The 16,247-nt window shown below is 55.3% G+C and carries 14 protein-coding genes and 1 pseudogene; 11 read left to right on the forward strand and 4 right to left on the reverse strand.

Going from position 1 to position 16,247, the window contains the following annotated elements:
* Positions 1-62 precede the first annotated feature (62 nt).
* Positions 63-3,596, reverse strand: coding sequence for a type I restriction-modification system endonuclease (hsdR, locus tag KUC_RS06060; protein WP_007112255.1), 3,534 nt, complete (start codon positions 3,594-3,596; stop codon positions 63-65).
* Between the two features lie 302 nt (positions 3,597-3,898).
* Here hsdR and KUC_RS06065 point away from each other — a divergent pair, with 302 nt between their 5' ends.
* The 3 genes from KUC_RS06065 to KUC_RS06075 all read left to right on the forward strand — a co-directional run bounded on the left by KUC_RS06065 (position 3,899) and on the right by KUC_RS06075 (position 6,565).
* Positions 3,899-4,474, forward strand: coding sequence for a histidine phosphatase family protein (locus KUC_RS06065; RefSeq protein WP_007112256.1), 576 nt, complete (start codon positions 3,899-3,901; stop codon positions 4,472-4,474).
* Between the two features lie 62 nt (positions 4,475-4,536).
* The gene (locus tag KUC_RS06070) at positions 4,537-5,577 is read left to right on the forward strand and encodes a zinc-dependent alcohol dehydrogenase family protein (RefSeq protein WP_007112257.1); all 1,041 of its coding nucleotides are present in this window, start codon (positions 4,537-4,539) and stop codon (positions 5,575-5,577) included.
* A 112-nt stretch (positions 5,578-5,689) separates the two neighbouring features.
* Positions 5,690-6,565 carry a pirin family protein gene (locus KUC_RS06075; RefSeq protein ID WP_007112258.1) on the forward strand — a complete coding sequence of 292 codons (876 nt, stop codon included), beginning with the start codon at positions 5,690-5,692 and terminating at the stop codon, positions 6,563-6,565.
* Positions 6,566-6,568: 3 nt separating this feature from the next.
* Here the strand turns inward: KUC_RS06075 and KUC_RS06080 are convergent, their stop codons facing one another.
* Complete coding sequence (locus tag KUC_RS06080; RefSeq protein ID WP_050804811.1) at positions 6,569-7,195, reverse strand: DNA-3-methyladenine glycosylase family protein; 627 nt, start codon at positions 7,193-7,195, stop codon at positions 6,569-6,571.
* Between the two features lie 151 nt (positions 7,196-7,346).
* Here KUC_RS06080 and KUC_RS06085 point away from each other — a divergent pair, with 151 nt between their 5' ends.
* The 4 genes and pseudogenes from KUC_RS06085 to KUC_RS19275 all read left to right on the forward strand — a co-directional run bounded on the left by KUC_RS06085 (position 7,347) and on the right by KUC_RS19275 (position 10,799).
* A complete protein-coding gene (locus tag KUC_RS06085; protein WP_007112260.1) occupies positions 7,347-8,690 on the forward strand; it encodes a type II toxin-antitoxin system HipA family toxin in 1,344 nt (447 codons plus the stop codon).
* Positions 8,691-8,708: 18 nt separating this feature from the next.
* Positions 8,709-9,029: a helix-turn-helix transcriptional regulator gene (locus KUC_RS06090; RefSeq protein ID WP_007112261.1), complete on the forward strand. Its 321-nt coding sequence runs from the start codon at positions 8,709-8,711 to the stop codon at positions 9,027-9,029.
* Between the two features lie 160 nt (positions 9,030-9,189).
* Positions 9,190-10,419: an MFS transporter gene (locus KUC_RS06095; RefSeq protein WP_007112263.1), complete on the forward strand. Its 1,230-nt coding sequence runs from the start codon at positions 9,190-9,192 to the stop codon at positions 10,417-10,419.
* Between the two features lie 121 nt (positions 10,420-10,540).
* Positions 10,541-10,799 (forward strand): annotated as a pseudogene (locus KUC_RS19275) (YMGG-like glycine zipper-containing protein).
* Between the two features lie 16 nt (positions 10,800-10,815).
* Here KUC_RS19275 and KUC_RS06100 read toward each other — a convergent pair.
* Positions 10,816-11,511, reverse strand: coding sequence for an extensin-like domain-containing protein (locus KUC_RS06100; protein WP_007112265.1), 696 nt, complete (start codon positions 11,509-11,511; stop codon positions 10,816-10,818).
* A gap of 150 nt (positions 11,512-11,661) precedes the next feature.
* On the opposite strand from KUC_RS06100, the gene gmk reads away from it, so the two are divergent.
* The 4 genes from gmk to ridA all read left to right on the forward strand — a co-directional run bounded on the left by gmk (position 11,662) and on the right by ridA (position 15,311).
* Entirely contained in the window at positions 11,662-12,294 is a 633-nt protein-coding gene (gmk, locus tag KUC_RS06105; RefSeq protein ID WP_007112266.1) for a guanylate kinase, read from the forward strand.
* A 94-nt stretch (positions 12,295-12,388) separates the two neighbouring features.
* Positions 12,389-12,646, forward strand: a complete 258-nt coding sequence (rpoZ, locus tag KUC_RS06110) for a DNA-directed RNA polymerase subunit omega (RefSeq protein WP_007112267.1) — start codon at positions 12,389-12,391, stop codon at positions 12,644-12,646.
* 32 nt (positions 12,647-12,678) lie between these two features.
* Positions 12,679-14,823, forward strand: coding sequence for a RelA/SpoT family protein (locus tag KUC_RS06115; RefSeq protein WP_007112268.1), 2,145 nt, complete (start codon positions 12,679-12,681; stop codon positions 14,821-14,823).
* A gap of 98 nt (positions 14,824-14,921) precedes the next feature.
* Positions 14,922-15,311, forward strand: coding sequence for a deaminase RidA (ridA, locus tag KUC_RS06120; RefSeq protein ID WP_007112269.1), 390 nt, complete (start codon positions 14,922-14,924; stop codon positions 15,309-15,311).
* A gap of 6 nt (positions 15,312-15,317) precedes the next feature.
* On the opposite strand, the gene KUC_RS06125 is transcribed toward ridA, so the two are convergent.
* Complete coding sequence (locus tag KUC_RS06125) at positions 15,318-16,199, reverse strand: SDR family oxidoreductase (protein WP_007112270.1); 882 nt, start codon at positions 16,197-16,199, stop codon at positions 15,318-15,320.
* Between the last annotated feature and the right edge of the window lie 48 nt (positions 16,200-16,247).

Consider the following 16,247-nt stretch of genomic DNA (forward strand, 5'->3'; position numbering starts at 1 on the left):
TGCAAAGAAAATAGCGCTTTTCTATATATGAAAGCTGTTACTTATCTAGAAAAATGCGAAAACTATGCACTTTTGGGCGGCCATATCGCCTCATTGAGCTCTTCCAGCACACTATCTAACTGCTCCCCCAGCACTTTATCCAGCTGTTTTGCGCCCCCTTGAAAGGCGGGGAGCTGGTTGACGGTCTCCCGATCCAGAATCACTTCTTTGGTGAGCTGTTTGGCCAGTTTTCCTAACCACTTACGTTGGTTGGGCGTCCAGTCGTGCTGGATGTAGAGGCGATCCATGGCATCGGCGACGCGCTGCTCAAAAGGCTTTAATGGCTCGCCGAGGGCGGCACGGCGAATGTGGCCGATGATGCTGGCGGCGATATCCTGATTGGTGTGGTTGCGCACGGCGCTTTGCAGGTTGGCTTCCGAGTAGCCGTGGTTATCCAGCAACACTTTGACGTCTTTCAACTGTTGGCGGGTCAGGTCGCGGGGTTGGTTAACCACCACGGCTAAGGCAGCAGATTGGTTGATCTGCTCTTTGATAAACGCATTGAAGCTATCCAGGTAATCTTCCGGGCGTTTATGTACGCCGTAGCTTTGGCTGCGCTCGCGAATCTCATCGTCGTGGTCGGAAATCACCGGCATGCATTCGCTGCCCACCAGGTGTTTTACCTCAGCTAGCTGGTGTATTAGGCCGCTATGCTGGCGAAGAAACTTGGATGCCTCCCTTGGCCCCAGCTTATGTAAATGTTCATGGAGCTTGTTCGGCTCCACGCCCCATAGGTTTTGTAGGTCATTGAGCTTTTGTTTAAGGGCAGGTTTATGTTCCGCTTTGGTGTCGGCTTTGCGCAGTACACGCATTACTTTTTGACTGAGCTGGCTGAGCACTACGTCAGCCTGGCTTTCGCCCTGCTGTTCGCCGGGGCTTTTTAGCGCATTTTCCAACTGGTGCTCATCAGTCAGCTCATCGACTAGCTGGGCAAGGCTGATATTGGGGTCTCGCACCAGCGGCTTCATGGTGTTGACCTCCGCTAGAGCGGCGTAGATATCCACCGGATCGTAGATGGTGAAAACGGTCTTGCCGATCTCATCACAGCGACGGGTGGCACGGCCAATCATCTGTTCAAAAAGAATCCGCGAGCGCACCTGGCGCATAAATACCAAGTGGCAGATTTTCGGTACGTCGATACCGGTGGTAAGTAGATCCACGGTAATCGCGATATTGGGGTAGCGCTCGTTTTTATAGCGGCGGATCAGTTGGTTAACCTTATCGCTTTTGCCGGTGATTTTAGCTACCGCGGCTTGGTGATAGCTGCCGTTATAAAGTGCTTTGAAGGCGTCATCCAGCAGCCTTTTGACCATATCAGCGTGGAGGTCGGTGGCGCAGAAAATCAGCGTTTTTTCGTCGCCAAACGGGTCTAGCTCTTCGGCCAGCTGCTCGCAGATCACGCGGTTGAAGTTTTCGTTGATAACCTGGCGATTGAAGGCGTCGACGTCAAAGCGCAGCTCGTCTTCAAGTTCAGTGGTATCAACTTCGCCGGTTTGGGTGTTGATGACCTCGATGGGCTTACCTTTCTCAAACAGGATGCCTTCTTGGGTCAGCAGGGTTTCATAGCGGATGGGCGGCTCGTGGTCGATCAGCCAATCATCCGCCACCGCTTCCCGGTAGGAATAGGTGTAAATCGGTTTGCCGAAAATCTCGCTGGTGTGCTTGGCTGGGGTAGCGGTAAGCGCGATTTTGATCGCATCGAAGTAATCGAGCACCCGGCGGTAGCTGGAGAGGTACTGGCTAGCGTCGCGGGTGGCCAGCTCGCCTTCGGTCATCTCCTGATCCAGCGTGTAGCCGCGGTGGGCTTCGTCGATGATGATGCAGTCGAATTGATCAATCGGCGGCGGCTGGTCGCTCATAAAAATGCGCTTCACCATGGCCTGCACGGTGGCGACCTGCACGCGGGTTTCGGCTTCTGCTGCCATATCGCCCAGTTCTGCCACGTTGTAGATTTTGCTCAGGGTTTGGTTCTGCTCCAACGGGGCTTCGTTGAAGGCATCAATGGCTTGATCGCCAAGGGCAGTGCGGTCGACCAGAAATAGAATGCGGTGAAAACGCTCGGTTTTTAAAAACCGGTACATCAGGCCAATAATGGTGCGGGTCTTACCGGTTCCGGTTGCCATGGCTAGCAGGGCAGAGCGGGTGCCGTGAGCTAGGGCGTGTTCAGTCGCCAGAATTGCTTTTTGCTGGTACTCCCTGAGCCGCAGGTAACCAAAAGGCTCTTGTTTGAGCAGCTTGTCGGCGTTTTCCCTATCGCGTTCGAGCAGGTTTAACAGGCCTCCGGGGGTATGAAAACGGGGTAAGGCGCGGCGGGTGTTGCTGGGTTCCCGTATATCTCGAAACCAGGTGCCCGACTGCTCTGCAAGCTGTGGCAGATAGGGGCGTCCGTTGCAGGAGTACACGAAAGGTACTTTAAAGTGTCCTTCTTCATCAGCGGGCCATGCAATGGTTCGCCCGGCAAGCTCCCAGGCGCCGACCAGCGGTAGTTCAATGCTTAGGCCTTTGCTGTAGCGCTCGGATTGGTCAATCTTGCCCGCTACATTGGTGTTTTCTTTTTTAGCTTCGACCACGGCAATCGGCGTTAAACCGCAAAACAGCACATAGTCTGCTCGTTCCTTTCGGCCATTGGTTTGATGCGCTGGCTGAGTGGGCCATTCAGCAATAGCGCGGTAGGTGCCTTTCTCGGGGCGAGCGCCTTTTTGATAGGTAATCTCTTGGCTGTCGGCTTCCCAGCCTGCTTCATTGAGCTGCTGATCAATCAGTATTCGTGTTAACTCTTCACTCAGCACTAATGTGTCGCTGGCGGCTTTTGTTTTACTGGCTACCTGCTGGCGCTGCTGGTTAACGCTGCTTTCGCCCTGTGCGGTTAGTTGCGTTTGCAGGGCGCGGATTTTAGCTTCGTAAGCCTGTTGCTGCTGGTCTAGTGCCTGTTCGTGGCTTTGTGCCTGTTTTGCCAGGGCGCGTGACTCTTCGTCCATGGCCAAGGCCAGTGCCTCGTATTCCCGCTTTTCTTGCTCGACCAGTTGGCTAAGCTGCTGGCTACTGTCCAGTGCCTTGTTGGCGTGTTGAAGCTCGTGGCGGAGCTTTTCAATATCGGCCTGAAGCTGGCGCGACTGCGCGCTGGGGTCAGTGGGGGGTACAAAGGGGCCAGGCTTGAAGGCAGTGCCTGCCTTGCCAAACGAACGGTGGAACCAGATCGCCAGTTCGCGGGCAAGCTTCAGGCCATCCATTGCTTCTTTGTGGCGGGTGCGAAACTGGTGGGTGGCTTTGTTGCCCTCGATACGCAGGGTGTGAAACAGTTCTTTAACCTGGGGCTCAAGGCGCAGCTCGCGATTTAAACGGTAGAGTAAGTCGGCTTGGCTGGTTTGGTCATCAAAATCTATCCCGGACAACGCCGCCATATGCTGGGCGAGTGCTTCCCCCAACTGGCGCAACTTAATTAAGGTGGTGTTGGGATCGCCAGCAAAGGCGCGTTCGGCGGAGGCCGGTAGTTCGACAAATAGCGCATCATGTTCTGCTAAAAAGCCAAAGTTGCTGGGAGGATAGGGTGTTGTCATTACATTTACTCTCCACGTTTTGCAAATTGGCTTTGTCGCGAATGCTTAATTACAACCCATACTAATGAAATAGGGTGTGCTTAGCTAAGTCTACTTTTGGAGATTGGTTTTCTTGAGTAGCTTTAAACACGACTTTGAAATGATGTATCCAGCTCAATTCAAGAGACACTGTCTCCCAAATTGAAAAGGCTCGATAAAAGCGGCGAATGTTGTGCAAGTTGCTGAAGTCAAATCTTGCCCAGACAATCGTTGAGCTTGTGCGAGAGCGGTTCTTGTTAGCCATCGATGGAGAATTCCACCCCATGCCCACCCTACGCCACTTCACGTTGACCCTACTGCTCGGTGTGCTGGGCATGCTCCCCATCAGCTCCCAAGCAAACGACGCCACTTGGCATGCACTCCAAGAAGGCGGTTTGGTGATTCTAATGCGCCACTCCCTGGCCCCTGGCATTGGCGACCCGCCGGGCTTTGAGCGTGGCCACTGCGAGACTCAGCGCAATCTCTCTGCTCAGGGCCGCGTTCAGGCTGAAGCTACTGGCCGTGCATTTCGTGAGAGGAATATCCCTATTGCGTCGGTGTATTCATCGCGTTGGTGCCGGTCGTTGGATACCGCCGAGCTGATGGCTCTGGGCATTGTTGAACCTGCGCCGTGGTTAGACTCTTTCTTTCGCGGGCGCGGTGATCAGGCGTCAATTACCCAAACCGCCCAGCAGCAGATTGCCGCATGGCAGGGACCGGGCAATTTGCTGCTGATCACTCATCAGGTAAATATCACGGCATTGGTGGGTAGCGGAGTGGGTTCGGGAGAAATGATTGTGGTGAATCCGGCTGGAGGTAGGTTGCAGGTAGTCGGGCGGTTAAACGTTAGCGGCAACTAATTCGCTTCTTATGCCCTGAGCAGTTATAAACGAAAAACAGCGATACAGTTTAGGAGACCTTGATGAAAGCCGTTGTTTTTGAGCAGTTTTCCGCCCCGCCGAGTATCCAGCAGTTGCCCGATCCTACGCCTGAACCTCACGGCGTGGTGGTGAAAGTCATGGCGAACGGGGTGTGCCGTAGCGATTGGCATGGCTGGGTAGGGCACGATACCGATATCCAGCTTCCCCACGTGCCGGGGCATGAGTTGGCCGGCGTTGTGGAAGCCGTTGGCAAAGATGTAACGCAATGGCGCGTTGGCGACCGCGTCACGGTGCCGTTCGTGGGTGGCTGCGGCACTTGCCCTGAGTGCCACTCCGGCAATCATCAGGTGTGCGATAGCCAGTTTCAGCCCGGCTTTACGCACTGGGGTTCGTTTGCCGAGTACGTGGCTATTCACTACGCCGACGTCAATTTAGTCGCGCTACCCGAAACGCTCGATTTTGCGACGGCGGCCAGCTTGGGGTGTCGTTTCGTTACTTCATTTCGGGCGGTGGTCGATCAAGGCAAAACATCGGCAGGCCAATGGGTGGCTGTCCATGGCTGTGGCGGTGTAGGTCTATCGGCGGTGATGATTGCCAATGCTATCGGCGCTAACGTTGTCGCCATCGATATTTCGGAAGACGCGCTGAATCTGGCCCGTCAATTGGGCGCTGTTGCCACCGTTAATGCTGCCAAGGTAGCCAATGTGGTTGAAGCGGTTGCGGAAATAACCCGAGGAGGCTCTCACGTATCCCTGGATGCGCTGGGCCACCCGACGACCTGCTTTAACTCCATCAGTAACCTACGTAAACGTGGCAAGCATGTTCAGGTTGGGCTGATGTTGGCTGAGAACAGCACACCGGCCATTCCGATGAGTAAAGTCATTGCCCACGAGCTTGAAATACTGGGCAGTCATGGTATGCAAGCGCATCGCTATGACGCCATGCTGGCGATGATAGAGTCAGGAAAGCTGGCGCCTAAAAAGCTTATTGGCAAACGGATCACCCTTGAGCAGTCGATTGATGCGCTGATGAACATGGATAAGTTCGAAGGGTCAGGCGTGACGGTGGTGACCGAGTTTTGAGGAAACCGCTGAGTGGTTTATAACAATTTCCTGCAACGAAACGGGGCAAATTATTCGCTCCTCATCTGCTGCCGTAGGTTTTACGCTGGGCGGTATTGATAAGGAGTCAGTTATGCCATCAGATACTAAACAAACAGCACGCCGGGTGATCGCCCAGCACCCGGCCACGCGCGATGATATCGGTGATTTAGTCACTCGGCGTCCGCTACCGGGCCCACAGCTTGAACAGCTCGATCCGTTTCTGTTTCTTAACCACCACGGCCCGCAGACGTATCCGGCCAATAACCGTGGTCTGCCGTTTGGCCCACACCCGCATCGTGGGTTTGAAACAGTCACCTTTATTTTGGAAGGCTCGCTGGCTCATGCGGATAGCGCCAAGCATCAAAGCGTCATTCACGCCGGTGGCGTGCAGTGGATGACCGCGGGTAGCGGCATCGTGCACGCGGAAATTTCACCGCCGGAGTTTCTCCGCGAGGGCGGCCCGCTGGAAATTCTGCAGCTGTGGGTCAACCTGCCTGCCAACTTGAAGATGAGCGAGCCGCGCTATGTGGGATTGCAGCAGGAGTCGATTCCTGCCATTGCGCTTCCAGGTGGCGGTGAGCTGAACCTGATTGCCGGTGAGTGGCAGGATAGCGTTGGCCCTATCGACTCGCTAACCGGCGTGTTTATGTCGACGCTACGGTTGCCTGCCGGTAGCCAGGAACAGTTGCCCGTAGCGCCAGGGCGGCAGGTGTTTCTCTACGTGGTGAATGGTGATATCACAGTGGGCGGCGAGTCAGTCAAGCCACACCATCTGATTGAAGTAGACCGTGATGGTGACAGCCTCGAAATCGAAGCCAGCAGCAACGCACGCCTGCTGTTTGGCCATGGAGAGGTGATTGATGAGCCGGTCTATTCCCACGGCCCCTTCGTGATGAATACCCGCGAAGAGATCGTTCAGGCGGTGGAGGACTACCAGAACGGCAAATTTGGCGGGCTAGATGCTTAGTATTTAAAGCGGCTCGCCGCGATAGTAGTGCCACAGAAATAGCGAACCCACGCTACGCCAGGGCGCCCAGTGTTCTACCAACTGGCGCGCCTGCTTCGGAGTCGGCTTATTGTCCATACCTTTTAAGCGGCCTAAGGCGACACGCAGCGCTAAGTCGTCTGCGGGGAAAATGTCCTGACGTTTCAGCGAAAACATTAGGTAAATCTCAGCGCTCCAACGGCCAAAGCCGCGTAGCTCAGTAATCGCGGCTATGGCTTCATCATCGCTTAGCTGTTCAAGCCCCTCTGCGCTAAAAGTGCCTGCCAACTCTGCTTCTGCCAGCCCTTTGGCGTACTCGATCTTGCGCCAGGAGAGCCCCGCATCGCGCAGCGCTTGGCCCTCTACCTCCATCACTGCCTTGGCGTGCAGCTCGGGCAGCAGTGTATTTACACGGCCCATAATCGCGCGGGCCGCTTCGGTGGATAGCTGTTGGCTAACGATGGTGGAGAAGAACGTCGCAAAGCCTTTATCACGCTCCCGAGGTGGGGGCGCCCCCACTAGCGGCAGGGCACGGGCGATATCCGGGTCGGCCTTGGCAAGTGCTGCCATGGCGTGCTCGATGGTGTTCAAGGATGAGTCGTTAGATGTCATCATTACTCCTGCCTAGAAATGAGTATTTTATTGCTCACTAGTTGGGTTTTTATCTATTTATGAGTATTAAAATGCACACTATCTTGCTGTGAGCTAGACTATTGAGCATTAAGCTGCTCAGTTATTAACTGCTCAATTAAGGTGGCTCGCGTTGTTAACCGTCCAAGTCTTCCTCAATGGCCAGTGGCACGATGCCGCCGAGCTAGTGATTGAACACCCGGAGCAGGGTCGCCGTGGGCCTGCGCGTTTGGGCTATATCACCGATTATGCCCTTAAATGGCTAGATCGCGATGACGAGCATGCTTGCAGCCTGCGTTTGCCGATTGAGCTAATGAATACTCATCAATCGCCACGCTGGTTCGCTTTTTTGGACGATATCATGCCTTCTGGGGCCAGCCGTCGTTACTGGGTCACACAGTTGGGAATATCGGCGCTTACCGAGGCTGAACAAGATTACGCCCTATTGGCGAAAGGGACGATTGCGCCGGTGGGTAATTTACGTATTAAAGAGGCGCTTCCCGAGCGTCCCGCAGGCAGCACGCTTGAGCAGCAGCGTTTTGCCTTACGTGACGTTGTGGATCGAGATAGTGATTTTCTCGCCTATGCACAGCAGATGGGTGCTGCTGGGGGCGGCGCGACCGGGGCAGGCGGTGAAGCGCCGAAGCTATTGCTGCGCTGTACGCCAGACGATCAGGTCTGGATCGATACCTATCAGGATGATGCGACGAATACCGACCCGCATTACCTGGTGAAATTTCCTCGCGGCCAGCGAACCGAGCTTGATAACAATATCCTTCGCGCCGAATACCATTTCTATCATGAGCTGTCGTCACTTGGCATAGCGACCATCGACACTCAAGGGATGTGGCTACAGGAAGGCGAGCACTATCCATCGCTGTGGTTGCCCCGCTTTGATGTTGATTACCCCGCTGGGAAGCGAACGCTGTATGGGCTGGAGTCGGTTTATTCCGTAATGGAGCGTCAGCCGGGAAGTTTTTTAAACCATTTTGTGGTGATTGAGGCACTGGTTGGCCTGTTGAGCCAGCAATACTGCGTTCGCGAGTCGGGAGGTCATTTTGATACGGCGCGTTTCGTGAGCGAGTGGGTGAAACGCGATCTGCTTAATGTCGCTTTTGCTAATAGCGATAACCATGGCCGCAATACGGCGCTGTTGAAAACGCCTCAAGGAATCTGGCTGGCACCTGTCTACGATTTTGCGCCCATGAAGGCTGACCCTGAAGGCATTATTCGTACCACCACCTGGGGGGCGCCGTTTGAAGAGGGGCGTGAATTTAACTGGGAAGCCATTGCGGAGAACTTAAATGCCTATGTGCCAGCAGATCAGTTGATGGCAGAGCTAAAAACGCTAGGAAACCAGTTGGTTGGTTTAAAAGACCGGCTTGCTGCGCGGGGAGTGCCGGAAGCGTTGTTAGCATCTAATGCGGTGGGGTTGAATTATCTGGACGCTAAGCTGCATCGCTGGGGGCTGGTATGAAGCGCAAGGAGAGCTCTTATGAAACGTAAACAACTCTCTAGCATTGAGCGCGAGGCACTGCTTATGGAGTTATTGTCCCAGCTGCTGCGGGAAGAGATCAGCTCAGGGCAGGTGCTGCGTCAGCTACGCCGCGAAGTGCTGGGAATGTCGCAGACACAATATGCCGAGCTGGTAGGTATCAGCCGTCGCTCCTTGTCCGATCTAGAGGCCGATAAAGCAAGCCCTACACTATCCCTGCTCAACCAAGTATTCCGCCCGTTGGGTCTGCAAACCGGCTTGGTGCCGCGTAACCGTCAGCTGCGTGAGCGTTTGCTTTCAGTGGGCCCCCCTAGCGCCTGACTGCCAAGCACCTTATCCAAATATTTCCTATTCAGCCCAACTAAACGATTGAGTTCGCCCGCTAACTTTTTAAACATAGCGTGTTTCTACTTTCGTCTAATCCTGCGATCATTTAGCGCTAATCGAGATACCAACAGGGCGGTATCCCAAGGAGATAAGCATGCAGGATTCGACAACATCGTTATCTCAAGATCAGGCGTCGTCTCAAGGGCTGGCGCGCAACCCGCGTTTGGCCGAATTTGTTTTGGCGCTGGGTGGCTTTGGGATTGGCACCAGCGAGTTCGTCATTATGGGCTTGATGAACCGCGTGGCGGGTGATTTAGCCGTAACCGTGCCGCAAGTGGGTTATGCCATAAGCAGCTACGCGCTGGGCGTGGTGGTCGGCGCGCCGCTGATTTCCGCGCTGGCCGCGCGGGTGCCGAGGCGGCCACTGTTGATCATTCTGATGCTGGTGTTTGCGGTGGGCAATATTGCCAGCGCCATGGCGCCGGGGTTCTGGTCATTCGTGGGCCTGCGTTTTCTTGCGGGCTTGCCCCATGGGGCCTATTTTGGCATCGCTGCGTTGGTGGCCGCGGGAGCGGTGCCAGTAGACCAACGGGCGCGGGCAATTTCGCGGGTGATGATGGGTTTAACCGTGGCGATTTTGATCGGTGCGCCGCTGGGTACCTGGGCGGGCAACCTGTTGGGCTGGCAGATCGCCTTTGCGGGTGTCGGCGGCATTGCGCTGCTCACCGCCCTGTTGATTCGGCTTTATGTTCCGGTTCAGCCCGTCGATACCCTCGCAAGCCCTGTGCGTGAACTGTCCGCGCTGCTTAAGCAGCGGGTGTTGGTCACCCTGGCGCTTGCCTGTATCGGCTGCGGGGGCATGTTCGCCATTTTTAGCTATGTCATGCCGACGTTAACCCAGCAGGCGGGCATGAGCGAAGCGCTGGGGCCGCTGGTGCTGGTGATCTTCGGCTTGGGCTCCATTGCCGGTAATTTAATCGGCGGGCGCATGGCGGATAAAAACCTGATGCGCGCCATACCAACCATCTTGCTTTGGTGTGGGGTGATCCAGGGGTTGTTTTACTTTGCAGCGAATAACGTTTGGACGGGGCTGCTGTTTGTTGGCTTGGTGGGTACCAGTATGGCCCTGGCACCTTCGTTACAAACCCGCTTAATGGATGTGGCCGAAGATGCTCAGACCATGGCGGCCTCGCTCAACCATGCGGCCTTCAACGGTGCCAATGCACTAGGGGCATGGCTTGCAGGCCTGGCAATCAGCGCTGGCTTTAGCTGGTCGAGCACTGGCTTAGTGGGCGCTGGCTTAGCGCTCTGCGGATTGGTGATTTGCGCCGGTGGGCGCTGGCTGGAAAAGCGCACGTATGGCGCCGTGGCCCAGCGTGCATAGCTTTGCCTAACGTTGCATCGTTATTGAACATTTGCAACGTTATCGAACAGTGATAATTAATATGGCTAAAAAGTTGAATCCTCTCTAATGTGTAAGAGCAGTAACCCATAAGGAGATGACTATGCACATTCAGGTATTGAATTCGACACGCATATTGGCCCTCGGCGCGGTAATGGCGTTAACCATTGGCTTGGCAGGCTGCGGAACCTCGACCGGAGAGCGCGCCACTAGCGGCGCCGGTATCGGTGCTGCCGTTGGCGCGGGTGCCGCTGCCGTAACGGGCGGGAGCGGCGAGCGTCGTCCAAGGCGCTGTTATCGGCGGTGGCGTTGGTGCTGCGACCGGTGCCGCCACGGACGAAGATGATATCAACCTCGAATAAAGTCGTGGTTGATCTATTAGCGACATAGCCTAAATCCGCGCATGCCCATATGAAAGTGATCGGCATGCGCGGCGTTGTAGTCAGGCCCTAGCACGTTGCCAAAGGTATTGCAGGCGCCATCCCGTGCGGCGCGTAGAAACTCCCCCACCTCACCTTCATCATCCCAGTGATTGATCAGCGTGATGCGCTGGCCGTTGTCAAACTGAAACCCCACCACATCCAGCGCCTCAGCGGTGGCGTGTTCGCTGCGCCTGCCGGTTTCGCGGCCATAAACATTCCGGCAGGCAAAGCTACCCACATGATTAACCTGGCTCACCCGGCTGCCCATAATCTCCTCGGCAGCAGGCTGTAACGCGTGGCGTTCATACATAACCCACGCCAGTGCCATGGGGCAGGAGGCCACGAAACTCTGATTGAAGGCGACCCCGCTAGACTGCATGCGAACGATATTGGAAAGCGGGCAGCTCGCCATAGGGGCGTAATCGGCCAACGGTGTGTAGCGCAGCTCACCTTCAGGGACGGTATCTAATGCAGCTATACAGCCTGCGCGGTCATCCGCCAAGCGGCTTAGCTTGAGTTGCGTGACCGGCGTAATTGGGTCGTCAATATGCAGCGGTGCCCAAGGCGCCCAGTGGCGTGGAATCTCGATAATGCCTTTTTGCAGGGCTACGCCCAGCGCAATCAGACCTAGAATAAACAGCGTACTGCGCATGCCTACCTCCCTGTATGTCTCCGCCAACGCTACAGTCGTAACGATGGGTGTGCGATACTGCGCAGCCTTGCTGCTCTGCTGCAATCGCTCTAGTTATTTTTTGCTACTTTTTCCGCTACTTATTTTCGCTAACTGAAGGGAAAGTACTTCATGTCCCAAGGTACGCTGTTTATCGTTTCTGCCCCCTCGGGTGCTGGCAAGACTAGCTTGGTGCGCGAGCTAATCGAAAGCCTGGATGGAATTCAAGTGTCGGTGTCGCACACTACGCGTGCCAAGCGCGAGGGTGAGGTGGATGGCGTGAATTATCATTTCGCTGATGTGGCCGAGTTTGAAGCGATGATCGCGCGGGGTGAGTTCTTTGAGTATGCCAAAGTATTTGATAATTACTACGGCACCTCGCGCCAGGCGGTAGAGGTATTGCTGGCAGCAGGGCAGGACGTCATTCTAGAAATTGACTGGCAGGGCGCCCAGCAGGTACGCCAACAGATGCCTGATGCGGTGTCGATTTTTATACTACCGCCTTCGCGCAACGAGCTTGAGCGACGCCTCGCTAGCCGCGGCACCGATGAGCATGCGGTGATTGCCCGACGCATGCGCGATGCCGTTAGTGAAATGTCTCATTACCACGAATATGATTACCTCGTTGTTAACGATGACTTCACCACGGCGCTGCAGGAGTTGCAGTCATTAGTGATCAGCCGTCGCTTAAGTCGCCCGGTAATGGGCGAGCGCCACGCGGCGCTGTTGGCTGCGCTCTTGTCACAGGCGCCTACGGTCGAGTAATCTATCTGGTTCTACATCTTTTTTCGCTGGGCCGACGCCGTTTTTCAACTCAAAAACGGTGTCGGCCCGGTTCTGTCATAACAGGAAGGCTCCCATGGCTCGCGTAACCGTTGAAGATTGTCTAGAAAACGTTGAAAACCGCTTCAAGCTGGTAATGATTTCCACCCAGCGTGCTCGCCAGCTGGCGCGAGGCTCCCGCGATGCCCTGCTACCTTGGGAAAATGATAAACCCACGGTGATGGCACTGCGTGAAATTGCCGCAGGCCTGGTCGATCACACCGTACTTGACGAGCCCGTTGAAGCCGCTGTTCGTCCGCGCCCGGCTATGGCGCCTACTCATATCGACGACTAACGTTTTCAACGAAACCGATAGAGGCGCGGTAGATGTTCACCATTGATGACCTGGCCGATAGGCTCGGCGGCTATTTACCCTCGGATGAAATCCAGCAGGTCAAACGCGCCTTTTACTACGCTGAGCAGGCCCATGACGGCCAGCGGCGGCGTTCCGGCGAACCTTACGTCACCCATCCCCTCGCGGTGGCGAATATTCTTGCCAATATGCACATGGATCATCAAAGCTTGATGGCCGCCATGCTGCACGACGTTATCGAAGACACCGGCGTTTCCAAAAAGGCCCTGGAGGCTCAGTTTGGCAAACCGGTAGCAGAACTGGTGGACGGGGTCTCCAAACTTACCCAAATCACCTTTGAAGACAAAGCCGTCGCCCAGGCGGAAAATTTTCAGAAGATGGTGCTGGCGATGTCGCGTGATATTCGCGTCATCATCGTTAAGCTGGCTGACCGGCTGCATAATATGCGCACCCTGGGCGCCCTGCGTCCGGATAAGAAGCGCCGCATCGCCCGTGAGACGCTGGAAATTTACGCGCGAATTGCCGGTCGGCTGGGCATTAACACCATTCGCGTCGAGCTTGAGGATCTCTCCTTTCAAGCGATTCACCCCATGCGTTCTGAGCGTATCAAACGTGCGGTTGCCAGCGCGCGCGGGCATCGGCGCAGCGCGATGCGCGAAATCCAGTCATCGCTGCAAAAGAGTTTGGATGACGACGGGCTAAATGGCACCGTCATCGGACGCCAAAAGCATCTGCTGTCGATCTATAAAAAGATGCGCGACCAGCGTAAGCCCTTTGCCGAAATTATGGACGTGTTTGGATTTCGCATCATTACCGAAGATGTGGCCAGCTGTTACCGTATTCTTGGCGTGGTGCATAACCTTTATAAGCCAGTGCCCGGGCGTTTTAAAGACTACATTGCGATTCCCAAAGCCAATGGCTATCAGAGCCTGCACACCACTCTATTTGGCTCTCGCGGTATGCCGATTGAAGTGCAGATACGCACCCGCGAAATGGAAGCGATGGCCAATAACGGTATCGCTGCTCATTGGCTTTACAAGGCGGGGCAGACCTCGCACCCGATTGCCGAGGGCAGCCATGCCCGTGCCCGCGCGTGGGTTAAGGGCCTGCTGGAAATGCAGCGCCACGCTGGCGACTCGCTGGAGTTTATCGAACACGTTAAAAACGATCTTTTTCCCGATGATATCTACGTGTTCACGCCTAAAGGCGACATCATGGAGTTACCCCAGGGCGCGACCGTGATCGACTTCGCCTACACCGTGCACACGGATATCGGCAATAACTGCATCGCTTGCCGTATCGATCGTCATCTGGCACCGCTCTCGACGCGTTTAGAGAGTGGCCAGACGCTGGAAATTATCACTGCACCCGGTGCCAAGCCCAATCTTGCCTGGCTTAACTTTGTGACCACTGCAAAGGCGCGTTCGGCTATTCGTCACGCGCTTAAATATCAGCAGCACACAGAAGCAATAATGCTGGGCCGGCGATTACTCAATAAAGCGCTGGCGCCTTTCGATACCAGCCTGGAAGAGCTGGATGAGAGCGCTCTTAAGCGCGCCTTTAAAGAGTTGGATGTCTCTTCTGAGGAGTCGCTGTTGGAATCGCTCGGGCTGGGCAACCGCATGACTCATGTGGTGGCGCGTCGTTTAGTCGCTGCGGCGCATGGCGATACTTATGAACACTCTGCAGGCGGGGAAGCCAACCAAGCAGTCCTGATCAGCGGCAGTGAGGGCATGGTGATTAACTTTGCGCGCTGCTGCCATCCGCTGCCCGGCGACCCCGTGGTGGGCCACCTTTCCACAGGCAAAGGCTTGGTGGTGCATCGCGCTGAGTGTAAAAACGTTGTTGATAAGAACTTCGCCGATAAAAACGACCCCGATAAGCTCTTCGCGCTAGAGTGGTCGGACACCATTGATGAAGATTTCCCAGTCGCGCTGCGTATCGAAATTGAAAGCCGTCGTGGGTTGGTCGCAGAGCTTGCCGGGTTGGTTACCGATGCCGATGCCAATATTGAGCGGATTGGCATCGAAGAGCGCGATGCTCGCCTTTCCACCGTCAATCTGACCCTATCGGTGAAAGGCCGGGTGCACTTGGCGCGGATTATCAAACGTATTCGTAATCTCCCCAACGTCGGCAAAATTACCCGACTCGCTAATTAATACCGTATATAACGATATGCTGATAAAAAATCGGCAGCGATCACTATTTTTTTGTTTCAAATAATTAAGTATTACCCATTACAGGAGCGAGACCTCGCATGAGCAATAAGGCTGTTATCAACACTAGCAAAGCCCCCGCTGCTATTGGCCCTTACTCCCAGGCCATTAAAGCGGGTAACACGGTGTATCTATCCGGTCAGATCCCGCTTGATCCCGCGACCATGGCGCTTGTGTCTGAGGATTTTGAAGCTCAGGCGCGCCAAGTCTTCACCAACCTGCAGGCAGTGTGTGAAGAAGCGGCGGGCTCGCTAAGCGATATCGTGAAGCTGAATCTGTACTTGGTGGACTTGGATAACTTTGCGATTGTTAACCAAGTCATGGAGGAGTTCTTCACCGCTCCTTTCCCCGCCCGCGCTGCTGTTGGCGTGAAAGCGCTGCCCAAAGGCAGCCAGGTGGAAGCGGAAGCGGTGATGGTCATCGGTGACTAGGTCGCCCTAGGCTTTGTTTAGCTCTAGGAAGCCGCCCTCTTTGAGCACCTGGGCATAACCCTCGCGGTAGCTGGGGAAGCGGAACTGATAACCAGTGTCAATAATGCGCTGGTTATCGCAGCGTTTGCTAGTGCGCCGACGTAGAGGCGACTGCATGGTCTCGGTGGCCTCGACTTTAAGCTGCTCGGCCAGCCACATCATTACGTTGTGCATGGTAACGGGCTCACAGTCGCTACCTAGGTAGATATCTGCCAGCGTATTGCCGCTCTCCTGATAGCGAATCAGGTGCGCGATAATGCCGGTGCAGTCGTCGCGGTGAATGCGGTTGGAGTACACCACTGGGGTGATCGCGGCCACACGGCCTTCGGCGACCTGATGAATCAACCGGTCGCGGCCTGGGCCGTAAATGCCGGAAAAACGAACCACCGTACCGGGCAGCGAATGATTGATCAGCGCCTGTTCGGCTTCACACATTAGCGTGCCAGAAAAGCTCGTCGAATCGGGAGGCGTCTCTTCGTTAACGACTTCGCCCTCCTGCTGGCCATGCACACTGGTCGATGAGACAAAAAACACCCGGCGCGGCGGTGTTTTGTGCTGTTCCATCACGCTCAGCACGCGCTTTAAACCTTCAGGGTAGGCGCTCTGATAGGCGCTCTCATCGAAACGGTCAGCACTGACGGTATAAACCACATAGTCAGCTTGGGGAAGGCTTTTGGCATCGGCGTCTTCAAGGCTATCCAGGTCTAACGCTAGCGGTTTAATGCCAGTACCTTTTAAGGCTTCCACGTTGCGGCGCAGGCCAATCACTTGGTGCCCTTCCTCGAGCAGCTCGCGCCCAAGGTTGATCCCTATATCGCCACAGCCGATAATCAGTACGGTTAGCTTCACCGTGCTTACTCCTCTTGATTAATATTCCCTATTAGATGCAAAGTCTCT

The sequence above is a fragment of the Vreelandella boliviensis LC1 genome (assembly GCF_000236035.1).
Taxonomy (GTDB): Bacteria; Pseudomonadota; Gammaproteobacteria; order Pseudomonadales; family Halomonadaceae; genus Vreelandella; species Vreelandella boliviensis.

What these genes read in the sequence shown, in the direction of transcription:
- KUC_RS06090 (WP_007112261.1), top strand. Translation starts at nt 8,709, where the DNA reads ATGAAACGTAAACAACTCTCTAGCATTGAGCGCGAGGCACTGCTTATG.
- gmk (WP_007112266.1), top strand. Translation starts at nt 11,662, where the DNA reads ATGTCCCAAGGTACGCTGTTTATCGTTTCTGCCCCCTCGGGTGCTGGC.
- KUC_RS06065 (WP_007112256.1), top strand. Translation starts at nt 3,899, where the DNA reads ATGCCCACCCTACGCCACTTCACGTTGACCCTACTGCTCGGTGTGCTG.
- KUC_RS06095 (WP_007112263.1), top strand. Translation starts at nt 9,190, where the DNA reads ATGCAGGATTCGACAACATCGTTATCTCAAGATCAGGCGTCGTCTCAA.
- hsdR (WP_007112255.1), bottom strand. Translation starts at nt 3,596, where the DNA reads ATGACAACACCCTATCCTCCCAGCAACTTTGGCTTTTTAGCAGAACAT.
- ridA (WP_007112269.1), top strand. Translation starts at nt 14,922, where the DNA reads ATGAGCAATAAGGCTGTTATCAACACTAGCAAAGCCCCCGCTGCTATT.
- KUC_RS06115 (WP_007112268.1), top strand. Translation starts at nt 12,679, where the DNA reads ATGTTCACCATTGATGACCTGGCCGATAGGCTCGGCGGCTATTTACCC.
- KUC_RS06100 (WP_007112265.1), bottom strand. Translation starts at nt 11,511, where the DNA reads ATGCGCAGTACGCTGTTTATTCTAGGTCTGATTGCGCTGGGCGTAGCC.
- KUC_RS06070 (WP_007112257.1), top strand. Translation starts at nt 4,537, where the DNA reads ATGAAAGCCGTTGTTTTTGAGCAGTTTTCCGCCCCGCCGAGTATCCAG.
- KUC_RS06075 (WP_007112258.1), top strand. Translation starts at nt 5,690, where the DNA reads ATGCCATCAGATACTAAACAAACAGCACGCCGGGTGATCGCCCAGCAC.
- KUC_RS06080 (WP_050804811.1), bottom strand. Translation starts at nt 7,195, where the DNA reads ATGACATCTAACGACTCATCCTTGAACACCATCGAGCACGCCATGGCA.
- rpoZ (WP_007112267.1), top strand. Translation starts at nt 12,389, where the DNA reads ATGGCTCGCGTAACCGTTGAAGATTGTCTAGAAAACGTTGAAAACCGC.